The sequence below is a fragment of the Flavobacterium sp. GW823-FHT04A11 genome (assembly GCF_058796535.1).
On sequence record NZ_CM179503.1, the window covers coordinates 4313002 to 4326421 of the forward strand.

Here is a 13420-nt window from a genome sequence, read left to right on the forward strand (position 1 = left end):
CTCTATTTTCTAATTGATTAAATTAATTTTCTGTCACTTTCCTGAATCGGAAGGTCATTGATACAGGCAAATCTTCTCTGCATTAATCCTTCTTCATTAAATTCCCAGTTTTCATTTCCGTAAGCTCTGAACCACTGTCCTTCTTCATTATGATACTCATATTCAAATCGAACGGCTATTCGGTTATCTGTATGTGCCCAATATTCTTTTTTAAGTTTGTAATTGAGTTCTTTTGACCATTTTCCTGTCAGAAAAGTGATAATCTCTTCAGTGCCATTTATGAATAAATGACGGTTTCTCCATTCGCTGTCAGCAGTATAAGCCTGTGCAACTCTATACGGATCTCTGCTGTTCCAGGAATCTTCTGCCAATTGAATTTTCTCAATTGCGGTCTCCAGTGTAAAGGGTGGAATTGGATATTTTTTCACCATGTTTTATATGTTTAAGCATTTCTATACCACAAACTTAGGCATTGAATCCAGTTGCATTTCTGTTATATTCTTACCAAAAATTATAATAAATAAAGATATTGGAGTGAAGTTTTTTATTCTGAAAATGAAAACGAAATAAGGTGTCAAATCACACAGAAAAACTGATTTTTAAAAAAGAATTTTGCCTACTAAAAAGCCATCTGAATTTGAATTTCATATAGAATTTTAACAAGTATGAAATAGCCTAAAAATAAAAAAGCAGCATTCAATAGAATGCTGCTTTTTTAGAAAGCGAATTAATTTTATTAACACTGTTGTTTTTTCAGCTTAATTATAACTTTTTATTTTGAAGTAAAAAATTAGAATCGTGATCCTGAAAACCTACATTTTTATTTATTTTTCTTTGCTGATGTAATGATCTAACGAATATTTACCCGCGCCCATAAAGCATATCAGTAAAAAACAAAGACTGTAAATCAGGGGAACATCTTTTACCAGAGCCGGATCGTTAAAATGCAATACAAAATAACCTGTCAGGGTAACCGCCAAAATAGGTAAAGTGGCTATGCGTGTCATTAAACCAAGTATGATAAAAATAGGCATGACAAGATTTGCGGTTGTTGCAAAAGCCTGGTTTAATGCTTCAGGAAGACCCAAAGGATTAGGGACAACTTCTGCAAGTGCCGTCCCGATTCCTATTTTTTTTAGACCATGGGCATAAATAAGTTCACATGAAATGACAATCCTGAAAAAGAGTAAAGCAATGTTATTCCATTTTGTTCCCAAATTTGAACGTAAGAGAGAAAAAAATACATTTTTCATAATTTCTATTTTACGCTATTAATGTTTAAGCATTGCTCGGCCATATTGAACACCAATTCCATAAGAACCTCCATATTTTTGAACCAAATCTGTCACGGCAGTATAAGTTTCTGATCTTGACCAGTCACGTTGCAATTCTAATAAATACTGCATAGAAGTAATGGGTCTTGCTCCTGCCTGAACCATACGTGTTACGGCTTGATTATGAGCTTCGTCTGTTACATCTCCACTTGCGTCTGTGATTACATAAACCGTATAACCGTCATTTATGGCTGATAATGCAGGACCAACAATACAAACAGAAGTCCATAAACCGCCCATTACCAGTGTCTTATTTCCTTTACCTGTTACTTCTTTGTAAGCAGCAGCATCTTCCCAGAAATTCATACTGGTTCTGTCAAAATACTTAGTACTTGCTTTTGGATAAAATTCCTGAACTTCAGGGAAAACCGGTCCGCTAAAAGATGCTTCGGCAACCGTTGTAACAATTGTAGGCACTTTAAAAATCTTAGATGCGCCTGCAACCAGCGCTGTATTGGTTCTTAGCTGATCAACCGGAATGTTACCTACGGCAAATGCCATCTGGCTTTCGTGATCTACTAAAATCAAAGTATGATTTTTAGGCGTTAAAAGCTGTGGACTTGGTTTTTGTGCAAATGCATTTAAAGACGATAATGCTGCTACTGTTGCTAAAATTAAATTTTTCATAATAATTCTGATTTAATGGTTAATTGTTTTTTTTTAATATTTGTTTTGTATACCCCGTGTTCTGAATAAAACTTTGGATTATTTTTTTTATTAATTATCTAGTCTGAGTTCTTCTATTTTACTTTTTTACTTAAAAAGTTTATAATCAGTTTAGATATTTCTAAATGGTGTTCTTCTAATGCAAAATGACCTCCGCTTAATAAATGAATTTCGGCATTTGGACTGTCTTTTTTATAGGCATTTGCGCCTGCGGCAGTAAAAAACTGGTCATCTTTTCCCCAGATAACTAACAGGGCCGGCTTGTATTTAGCAAAATACTGATGCCATTTTTCATACAGTGCTATATTAGATCCATAATCACGAAACAAGGCGAGTTGTATAACATCATTTCCTTCTCGGTCCAGATAATACTGATCCATACTATAACTGTCCGGTGCTATTTTTTCAGGAGATTCTGCACCGGTTAGATATTGCCATTTGGTGGCGTCAATAGTCAGAAAAAAGCGTGCTGCCTTTTCAGTTTCGGCATTTTGTTTTTCAATATATGCTATCAAAGGTTTTAAAACTTCTCCCAATCCTTCCACATAAGCATTTGCATTCTGAATTATAAGTGACTGAATCAGTTCAGGTCTTCGTGTCGCTATTCTCATACCAATGGGTCCGCCATAATCCTGAATGTAAAGACTCGTTTTGGTGATTTTTAATTTATCAATAAAATGCTCCATTGTAACTGATAAGTTGTCAAATGTATATTGATACTGTTGCGGAGTTGGAGCGCTGCTTTGCCCAAAACCGGGATAATCCGGAGCAATTACATGGTAATGATCAGCAAGTTCATTGATCAGGTTTCGGTACATATGTGATGATGACGGAAATCCATGCAATAAAATAATGGTAGGTTTCGTTTTTTCTCCCGCTTCACGGTAAAAAATTTTTAAACTGTCAACGAGTATAGTTTTGTATGTAACCGGATTTTTCTCTCCGCAGGATTTTGAATAAGATTTAAAGCCTGTTAAAAACACAATTATTACGACTGACATTATAATTTTTGTCTTCATTTTATTTGTTTTTGATTTTTAATAATTGCCTTTGGAATATTTCCAAGACTAAATATTTGTGAGCAGTCTATCGGAAATTACTTTTTTTGATAGCCTCCATAAAAATTAACCGGTGACCAGTCCGGAATTGCTTTTTCAATTGCAGGATTCAGTTTTGCAAACTCTTTGTCACCAAAAACAATATTTCCCCCAACTACTGTTAAAACAGCCGATAAATCTTTGATTTTACTTTCCGGTACGCTGAAATAATCATCAGATAATAGTATGAAATCAGCAAACATTCCTTTTTCCAAAGTACCTTTTACAGTTTCTTCTTTTGATACCCAAGCGCTGCCTTTTGTATATAAAAGAAGTGCCTCTTCTCGAGTCAGTAAGTTGTCCGGAGCACTTAACTGTAATCCTCCCACCGTTTTACCGGAAACCATCCAGTATAATGCAGGCCACGGATTATAACTCGCAACTCTTGTTCCGTCAGTTCCTGCGCCTACTGGAATTCCCATTTTGATCATTAATTTTAAAGGCGGTGCATATTTTGCTTTTGCAGCTCCATATCGATCCACAAAATATTCTCCTGCATACGCCATTCTGGCCTGAATTGCAATACCGCCGTTCAGCGCTTTAACTCTTTTTAGCTGCTGTTCTGTAATGGTTTCTGCGTGATCAAACAGCCATCTTTGTTGGGCTAATTTTCCATTTGTTTCTTTATTGACTTCTTCCAGAACATCCAATATATTGGCAATGGTTTCTCCATAGGTTGCATGAATTCTAAACGGCCAACGGCTATCAACATGTAAACGAATCACTTTTTTGATGTCATTTCTCCAAGAAGGTCTGTCTTCTAACATCGGTTGCGGCGCTAAAAAATTTTCAAAATCACCTGCACTCCATGTCAGAAATTCTCCTCCTCCCTCTAATTCATATCCATGATCCAAATGAATTTCTCCATTATTACCGACTTTATTGGTTTTAATCCAATTTTGAAATTCTGCAAACTCTTTTCCTTTATTTTGAGGAAATAAGTAATACGACAATCTTATAGGCATTTCTCCCTCATTGGCAAGTTCTTTTGTTGCACCATAGTCTTTAGGAAACGCATGTCCTCCACCTCCTGCATCGATTCCGCTTGTAATTCCATATCGATTCAATTCTCTGTAAAATTGTTTTGTAGAATTCAGCATTTGCTCATTATCCATAGGAGGCAGCGCCCCAATTGCAGCATAAAGAATCGTCGGATTTGGTTCTGCCAATAATACTCCGGTCAGTTTACCGTCCGGACCTTTTTCGTATGAACTTCCCTCAGGCGGTTTTGTGTTTTCATCTATTTTAAGTGCTTTTAAACCACTTTTATTCATCCAGCCTCGACTATACAGAAATAATACAAATGCCGGAACATCTCCTGTCGCTTCATTAATTTCCTCAGTTGTTGGAAATCTTTTTTCTTCAAACTGAAAAGGACTCCAGCCTCCCACTACTCTTACCCATTGGCCTTTTGGTGTTCTGGCGGCTTGTTCTTTTAGCATTTTTAATGCTGTTTTTAAAGAAGTTACGCCATCCCATCTTAATTCAGCATTATAAAAACGTCCTCCTCTGGTTAAATGCAAATGAGAATCATTAAGTCCGGGAATAACGGTACGACCGTTGGCATCAATAACTTTGGTTTGCTCCCCTTTTAGCTTTAGAATCTCTTCGCTGGTTCCATATGCCATAACTTTGCCTTTTCTTACTGCTATCGCTTCGCTAATGGTATTGTTTTTATCCATAATGGCTATTTTACCATTGGTAACAATTAAATCTGCCGTTTCAGCATTAATTTCTTTTTTGTCTTTCTGACAGGAAATGAATAGTATTATTATTACTACCAGGAGTATAGAATTTCTCATTGTGACTGTTTTTTATAAGTTATTAATCTATTTTAGAAGCTGAAATAATCACATCCGCCACCGGTTCAGGCTGGGAGATGTAAACCGCATGGCTTGCTTTGACATACGTGGCAATTGTTTTGGATCGTTTGTACATGGCTTCCTGAATTTCCGGCGGAATACTCTTGTCTTCTGTTGCAATTACTCCGTACGCAGGTTTTGATTTCCAGGCTGCGTTTTGAATTGGCGTTACAAAACCTTTAGCATAAAATGCACCTTGCGACGCATACATAAAATTGGCATCTTCTTCACTTAGATCATCACAGATTCCCATATGGTATTTATTTTTTTCATAATAAATAATACCATTTTCATCCGGAGGCAGCACTCCATTTTCTGGCGCAGGTGGAGCAGTTTGTATCCATTGCAAGGCCGTTTCGCCATCTCCCGGCTGAAATGCAGCCACATAAACTAGTGCTGCCACATTTTTATGGTTACCAGCCTCAGTAATTATAACTCCACCGTATGAGTGTCCTACAAGAACAGCGCTTTCACCTAGTTTGTCTAAAGCTATATTGACAACCTGAACACCGTCTTCTAAAGATGTTAACGGATTATGAACCACTGTAACATTATATCCGTTTTTATCCAGTATGTCATATATGCCTCTCCATCCTGAACCATCTGCAAATGCACCATGAACAAGGATAATATTTCTAATTTTTTTCATCGTGATATTTTTTAGAGATTATAGAAAACATTATTTTTTATAACTTTTTAATGTGGAAATAAGGAATATTTCTTTTGTAATTTGTCGCATTCAAGCTTGATAACCACCTCTTAGAAATTATGGAATTTTAAGTCTGATATAAAACCAAAAATGGATTCCCTTACTTGTTGAAACAAAATTACATTTATTGAAATGCTCCATTTCTGTGAATAATTCACTAAAAATTATAATAAACTAAGATTTGAAAAAGTTCAGTCACTTTATATTGGTAAAACCTACCTTTATTAAGGTATTACCATTAATATTGAGTACAATACTGCATACAAACAAAGTTTTGTGAACTATTCCTGCATTTAAACACACTCTCTTTTACGCATTTGAAACAGGTACACATCTTTCTGTACTTAAATGTTTAATAATAAAATGAATTCCAGATCTCTTAAAATAATCATCTTACGTTCAGATACATTTCGTAGCGTTCATTGCAGAAGTCAAAAAATGAAAATTTTTGAAAAAGCTAAATCTTCCGCAAATTTTTACAGGTAGTAAAACTGATTTCTAAATAAATTCTCTTTAAAAAATTAGCAGAGAATGGCTTCTAATTATGGATTTGGACAGTGAACATCTCAATTTCCTTAAATTCTTTGAGAAGTAAGTTTTTTTTTGCATTTGCTAATCTGTTCAATAAGTAATAATGTTCAGAAACAACTTTACATATTACGAAATAAAGTAAAATTTAAATCTAAAATAAAAACCAACTAATTACAAATCAGTTATTTAAAAAAATGGTGAGTTTTTTGCATACACATTACGAATAACAATCAAACAAATTCATATTGGCACCTATGATCCTATTTGATTGTAAACAATATTAAGTACTATCACATACAAAAGGCGCCAAAAATTTGCACGCGGTACCAGCAATTTTAGCAACCTAAAAATGAAACTGCAGAGTTTGAATAGCAGTCTCATGGAATTTTTGTTGAAGGCCGGCTCATTTTTATTGAATAAAGTAATCTGAGTTTAATTAACCTTAAAAAACTAACTTATATGAAACCAATTCTAATTAAGACGAGGAACTTTAAAGAGAGTCTTTCTTTCTTGAAAATTCCACTTTGTGAAGAGATGGACTGCAATGACTTTTCTATTTTTAAAATGGAAGAACTGGGTTTGAATCTGCCATGTCAAATGCCGGTTTTTAGGCCAGATCATTTTACCATAGTAGTAATAACTGAAGGATCGGCACAGTATCATACAGGCGATAACACATATACTATCTGTTCAAATCATATCCTTTTTATACGTCCTAATGCTTTTCTTTTCAGTAAATGGAACAGTGTAACTAAAGCTTACAAAATTACTTTTCACAAGCAGTTTCTACATCAGTACTGGCCAGCATCATTAGATTATATTCAGAAACTTGAAGATCATGAAACGTTTTCAGCTTCCCTTACAGATGATTTAACTGAAATATTTAACCGTATCTGTACTCAAATTTACGATGAGTCTTTATCCGCAGCACCATATAAATACGAAATGATCACCAATCTAATATTCAATTTACTGCTAGTAATACAGCAGTACAATTTAGGAAGCGAGTCTGATTTGACATGGAAAAAATACAGTCCTCAAGCTTCTGCCTTTCTGGATGCTGTTGACGATAATCTGAGTAAGATTTTTTCTGGTGAAATGACCGGATTTTTTGATGTTAGCCATTACGCAGAAAGCCATAATCTAAATTTAAATCAGTTATCAAAAATTATTTGTAACAGTACAGGAAGAACCATAAGCCAGTGGATCAATAAAAAGTTAATTGAAGAAATTAAGTATGTGCTCCAATATACAGATAAATCCATCAGTGAAATAGCATACCTATACGGATTTAATGACATAAATTATTTTTACACTTATTTTAAAAAAAATACAAAAACTGCTCCCGGCATTTTTCGAAAAAATTTCAAAAATCCTCCAATAAATGTGCTGGCTTAAAATTTGAATGAAGAGAAAGTAAACAATAATAGCATGGAAAGATTCAAATTTGTTTTCTAAGGGTGGTAATATTTTACCCAGAGGCAATATCACGAAGAAGTTAATAAAATGATTTTATATTTTATTATAATTTTGTCATACTGCAGAAAATTATTTTGCAACCACTACTTTAGCATTAAATTAATATCGCATATTAAAGCTATGGTATTTTTTTATTGCACTCAGGAAGATAGTCGCCCTTAAGTAACAATAAAAATACAATATCTTAAACTAATGATCGGGGAAAGTATCACAATCGAATTTTAAAAACGATGGGAAATAAAGAAAAAATAATGATTGTTGAGGATGAATTCATTGTTGCGAATGATCTCAAGATGATATTAAAAAAAAACAATTTTGATGTTATCGGCATAGTATCATCTGCCGCTCAGGCTCGAACAACGCTCAAGACCATACGACCTGACTGGGTGTTGCTTGATATTATGATTGAAGGGAATGAAACGGGTATTGATTTAGCTCATGATCTTATTAAAGAAAAAATCCCATATTTATATGTTTCAGCCAATACAAATCAGTCTACACTTGAAGCTGTAAAAAAAACGCATCCTTATGGTTTTTTGGTAAAACCTTTCAGACGTAAAGATCTTTTGGTCATGCTGGACATTGCACGTTATCGATATGCTGTAGAAAATCAAAGCCAGCTTCATTCTCAAAAAGAAGAAAATACTGTATCGATCTTCCCTGGGATTATAGGCAGCACTCCAGCACTTAAAGAAATATTCTTAAGAGTAGGCATTGTTGCGCCAACAGAAGCTGCCGTTCTTATTACTGGTGAAACAGGAACAGGAAAGGAAAAAATAGCACATACAATTCATGAAAATTCGCCTCGCAGAAATAAACCCATGATTGTTGTTAATTGTGCTGCTCTTCCTTTATCATTGCTTGAATCTGAGCTTTTTGGATTTGAAAAAGGGGCTTTTACAGGAGCCGTTTCAAAAAGAATAGGTAAATTTGAACAAGCCGAAGGTGGTACACTTTTTTTGGATGAAATTGGAGAACTTAGTCTTGATGCTCAGGCAAAGTTATTACGTGTGCTACAAGAAAAAGAAATAGAGCGCATAGGTGGTATAGGGATAATAAAAGTTGATATCCGTATTATTGCCGCAACAAATCGCAGCCTTGAGCGTGAGGTAGCTGAAGGCCGTTTCAGACTAGACCTGTATTACAGGCTTAATGTATTTCCTATTGAACTGATTCCACTGAGGGAAAGAAAGCAGGATATACCGGAACTTGCACAATATTTTATAAAAAATTATAATCTTACATTCAAAAAGAATATTAAGGGCATAACATCAAAAGCATTAGCTGAATTACAAGCCTATAGCTGGCCTGGAAATATTCGGGAGCTGGAGCACCTGATAGAGCGAAGTGTACTTCTGGAAGAAGCACAGGAAATTACAAAAATTAATCTGCCGGCTAATATTGATAGAAATATTGCAGCAAAAGATTCTGATAGTCTAGACTCCTTGCAATTTGTAGAAAGAAATCATATCATGAAGATTTTGAACATCTGCAATGGCAAAATATACGGGGAAAGCGGGGCTGCTGCAATTTTAAAAATTTCACCAGTGGCGCTATATTCTAAAATGAAAAAATTAGGAATTGGACAGGAATATTTTTAATTAGAAATCAATCATCACATAATATTCAAAGTACTATTATTAATATTTAATTCAACGTTATTATAAGTTAAATCCAGAAGTATGGCATACGGCATAGATAATGAAAAAATGATAATGCGTATACAGCAGAGAGAACTTGAGCAATCTCAAATTAATTGCATGTGCGAATCACTGGCTCCTGTCACCACAAGAAACGAACTCAATGATGCCGTGAATGATTATATAAAAAGGATATTGGGTATTAGTGAAATGATTATTTGCATTACGGATGAAATGCAAAAACATTACAACCTCTTTTATCATAGTAATACTTTAGAATACAAGAAGTATGCGCAGGAATCTTATAATAAAAAAGCCGACTTTTTTTTTTCGATTCTGCATTCTCCAGATCCATTGGTCTTATCTCATAAAAAAATAGAAAAAGGATCAGAAATGCCTTCATTTATCGAAACTGCAGATCAGGATTCTAAGCATATTGTAATCACTTATTCTATAACTTTTAATATATACAATGCGGTACTATTTTTTTGTTTAGACAAACAAACCAGCATGGCAAGAAATTCTTTTCATCTCATTAAAAAGCTTTCAGTGCAGCTGGGAATTACTTTGACAAACATTTTAGTACGCGAGAAAAATAATGCGGCTACAGTCTCAGCGTTTTACCCGCAGTCTGATACACGAAATGAAATAGGCGACAACATGGGAATTATAGGAGAAAGCGAACCAGTAAAAAAAATACGCAGTCTCATCAAGATAGTTTGTGTCACGGACAGTAGTGTTCTCATTCAGGGAGAGAGTGGTACAGGAAAAGAACTAGTTGCAAAGGCTGTACATTATAATTCAAAAAGAAATTCGAAACCATTAATTGTAGTGAATTGCGCTGCAATTCCTAAAAACCTGATTGAAAGTGAACTATTTGGCCATGAGAAAGGCAGTTTTACTGGTGCTACATCCAAAAAAAAGGGCAAATTTGAGCAAGCTCATCAAGGCACAATATTTCTGGACGAAGTTGGGGAAATGCCTTTGGAACTTCAGGCAAAAATTTTAAGAACCTTAGAGCAAAAAGAAATTCAGCCTATAGGCAGTAATTCTACAAAGATTGTAGATATCCGAATAATCGCCGCAACAAATATAGATCTGCAAAACGAGGTGCTGAAAGGAAATTTCAGGGCGGATTTGTTTTACAGATTAAATGTTTTTCCTATAGATGTACCACCACTTAGAAATCATCCTGAAGACATTGAGACTCTGTTGAAATATTTTATAAGTGGGCACTGTAAAAAGTATAATAAACCGGTTAAAACCGTAGCCCAAAAAGCACTTAATACATTGATGACTTATCAGTGGCCTGGCAATGTAAGGGAGCTTGAAAATACCGTTGAGAAAGCATTTCTTATGGCATCTGGAAATATTATTTCTGAAATTAAACCAAGTGAACAACGCATCATAGCAGACCTCAAAGATAAAAATGGCATCAAACCATGGCATGAGTTTGAGAAAGATTATATCATTAAAGTGCTTAAATTTTGCAGAGGAAAAGTTTCAGGTCCAAATAGCGCATCATCATTTCTAGAAATCCCATCTACAACACTTAAATCCAAGATGCAAAAACTGGGCATAAAAAAAAGGCATTATCTTTTAGACTGAAGATGATTTCTTGTTTAGAAATTGCAACTGGGTTAATAAAAAACTATAAAGTAAAATACCCATTTACAATTATAATCTGGTATTTCAGTGTTTTTTCACATGACATCTAAATTAAGGTATTTCTCTTCTTAAAGTTAATGATGATAGTTAATCCCGCCATGTTTTCAATTTCAAATATACCGTTTATCTGATTAGCAAGCCCCACCATCAGGTTCATTCCGAGTGAGTCTTGTCCTTGTAATTCAAAACCTTTAGGAAGGCCAACTCCATTGTCTTTAATTACCAAACGATATTTCTCAGAGTCCTGTTTTCTAAGCTCAATAGAGATCTTTCCGCTATCCTTACTAGTAAAAGCATATTTTATAGCATTGCTTACAGCCTCGTTGAGAATGAGTCCCAGCGGTACGGCCTGAGTAACATCCAATTCGATACATTCTGTATCTAATTCATAATTTATTTTTTTATCTGCGTGAAAGCAATCTTTGAGATAGCTTACCAGTTCTTGAATATACCACGCCATGTCAATGGTTGCAAGATCATCTGATTGGTAGAGTTTTTGATGAATCAGTGACATAGCGTACATACGATTCTGACTGTTCTGTATAGCTGCAAGTGCATACTCATTTTCCAAATATTCCGACTGTGTACTCAAAAGGCTAATGACAATCTGCAGGTTATTTTTTACTCTGTGGTGAATTTCCTTCATTAGCCATTCTTTTTCCGACAACAATATTTTCAGCTGATCGTTCTGCTCATTAATTTTATTTTGCGCACGCTGTTTAATTCTTGAACGGTTGTACAATAATGCAATCAAAAGTACTAACACAAGAAAACTTGCGATAAATAGATATCGTAAAATTTCTGCTTTGCGTATGGTCTGCTGATGGATAACACTTTGTTGTTTTAAAAGTACAATATTTTTATCTTTTTTCTCTGTATCGTATTTTAGCTGAAGGTCATTATACTGTTGAGAGTTTTTACTATTAAAAATGGAGTCATTTAGAATTTTATAATTTTTAAAATGTTCCAATGCGGCGGCACAATTACCCACAGCAGAATCAGCGGAATAAAATGCTTTTTCGGCCACTAAGAGCTGTCTGTAGTCTTTCTCTAAAATAGCCTGCTTTTTTAATTCATTAATATAAAAATAAGATTTATCCGCCTGCCCTGTCATCAGCAAATATCGCATTATAGATCTATTAGCAACTGCTATTTCTCTAGGTTTCTTTCTATCACATTGTAAGAGTTGCGTATAATATGTTTTTGCTTTATTGTATTGTTTCAATTTGGTGTAGAGCAGCATGTACATTGACTGGTATCTTGTATTACAGTCTTTAGCCTCATAAGATTTGATATCTTTCATTACGGCTAATGATTCGTATATTTTATTATTATCATATAAGTACCTCGCAAGGTTGAATCGCAGCGTTTCTACGAAATTGGGTCTTTTACTTTCTATAGCCATATTTAATCCCCGTTTATATGCTATAAGGGCTTCATGATGCTTATTGAGTGATTCGTATATTATACCAAGCTGATTGTAGATAATACAGCGCCATCGCGGGCTGGCCTGCGACTTCTCAGCGTTTAAGTCAGCCTGAAGAGCATGAGCGAGTCCTTCTTTAAACATTCCTCTTCCAAAATAAACCCGTATCACCATAGTGTAATCTCTATAAAATTCAGGATTCTTAAGATGTTTCTTTATTGCAATTGCTTTTTTAGCATATTTAAAGGCAGTATCTGGTGTTTTTTCATAAAAATCAGCTAAATCAGCATAGGTTTCGCCTTCACCATATAAATTATGAGCCTCTTTAAATAAAGTATTTGCTTTACGAATATACTTTTCTCTAGTAATGCTATCAGTGCTTTGAATTTCAAAATCCAAGCCCATATACCTATATATTTCAGCTTCCTGGTTTTTCAGAAGGTTTCGCTGTGTATACTCCAGCGCCTTATTTTTTAACATGGTGGCCAGCTCAATATTTTTTCTTTGCACAGCGATCAATATATCAATATGCATGCTGGTTGCTATAATATCTTTCGCTCCAAATTCCTTTCCAATTTCAAATGATTGACTCTTGAGGTCTTCTGAAGTTTTGATGTCCTGTAAAGACTCATTTCTCCTAACGTAATAAAGGGCAAGAGTGTTAAGGAGTCTCGCTTTTTTTATCTGATCTGTTTCTAGCGGAAGCTCTTTTTTAGCTTTTTCAAACTCTTTTTTAGTGATGTATTGTGAATATGAATTTATCGAAAATAAAATGATTATAGCATACAGAATTTTTGATTTCATAAATTTCTAAATTAGTTGACATACATTTCCCCCGGGATAAGGATCAAGTCAATACGCTCTTATATGACTATAATACTAGCATAATAGTTTGGTGAATATACTAATTTCTTTAAAAGTTTATTGATTTAGATTGGTTAAACTTATTCTTGTTGAGTCATTATGAATAAATTTTGTCTTGAATTATTTTTTGATAAACAGTGTCAA

Annotated in this window: 10 protein-coding genes; 3 read left to right on the forward strand and 7 right to left on the reverse strand. The window is 34.5% G+C overall.

The genetic code is table 11. The features are described from left to right. Positions 1-17: 17 nt before the first annotated feature. From AC3QL1_RS18640 to AC3QL1_RS18665, 6 genes are all read right to left on the reverse strand, one after another. Positions 18-431: a DUF1348 family protein gene (locus AC3QL1_RS18640; protein ID WP_492493640.1), complete on the reverse strand. Its 414-nt coding sequence runs from the start codon at positions 429-431 to the stop codon at positions 18-20. Between the two features lie 393 nt (positions 432-824). Beyond that, complete coding sequence (locus tag AC3QL1_RS18645) at positions 825-1253, reverse strand: DoxX family protein (RefSeq protein WP_492493641.1); 429 nt, start codon at positions 1251-1253, stop codon at positions 825-827. 18 nt (positions 1254-1271) lie between these two features. Then, entirely contained in the window at positions 1272-1961 is a 690-nt protein-coding gene (locus AC3QL1_RS18650) for a hydrolase (RefSeq protein WP_492493642.1), read from the reverse strand. A 113-nt stretch (positions 1962-2074) separates the two neighbouring features. Then, entirely contained in the window at positions 2075-3019 is a 945-nt protein-coding gene (locus AC3QL1_RS18655) for an alpha/beta fold hydrolase (RefSeq protein ID WP_492493643.1), read from the reverse strand. Positions 3020-3096: 77 nt separating this feature from the next. Next, positions 3097-4899, reverse strand: coding sequence for an amidohydrolase (locus tag AC3QL1_RS18660; protein WP_492493644.1), 1803 nt, complete (start codon positions 4897-4899; stop codon positions 3097-3099). Positions 4900-4921: 22 nt separating this feature from the next. Beyond that, positions 4922-5608: an alpha/beta hydrolase gene (locus AC3QL1_RS18665; RefSeq protein ID WP_492493645.1), complete on the reverse strand. Its 687-nt coding sequence runs from the start codon at positions 5606-5608 to the stop codon at positions 4922-4924. A gap of 1050 nt (positions 5609-6658) precedes the next feature. Between AC3QL1_RS18665 and AC3QL1_RS18670 the strand changes: the two genes are divergently transcribed. The 3 genes from AC3QL1_RS18670 (at position 6659) to AC3QL1_RS18680 (ending at position 10926) form a co-directional block, all read left to right on the forward strand. Next, a complete protein-coding gene (locus AC3QL1_RS18670; RefSeq protein ID WP_492493646.1) occupies positions 6659-7597 on the forward strand; it encodes a helix-turn-helix domain-containing protein in 939 nt (312 codons plus the stop codon). Between the two features lie 311 nt (positions 7598-7908). Next, entirely contained in the window at positions 7909-9279 is a 1371-nt protein-coding gene (locus AC3QL1_RS18675; RefSeq protein WP_492493647.1) for a sigma-54-dependent transcriptional regulator, read from the forward strand. An 81-nt stretch (positions 9280-9360) separates the two neighbouring features. Next, positions 9361-10926: a sigma-54 interaction domain-containing protein gene (locus AC3QL1_RS18680; protein ID WP_492493648.1), complete on the forward strand. Its 1566-nt coding sequence runs from the start codon at positions 9361-9363 to the stop codon at positions 10924-10926. A 106-nt stretch (positions 10927-11032) separates the two neighbouring features. On the opposite strand, the gene AC3QL1_RS18685 is transcribed toward AC3QL1_RS18680, so the two are convergent. Further along, positions 11033-13216: a sensor histidine kinase gene (locus AC3QL1_RS18685; RefSeq protein WP_492493649.1), complete on the reverse strand. Its 2184-nt coding sequence runs from the start codon at positions 13214-13216 to the stop codon at positions 11033-11035. Positions 13217-13420: the final 204 nt, after the last annotated feature.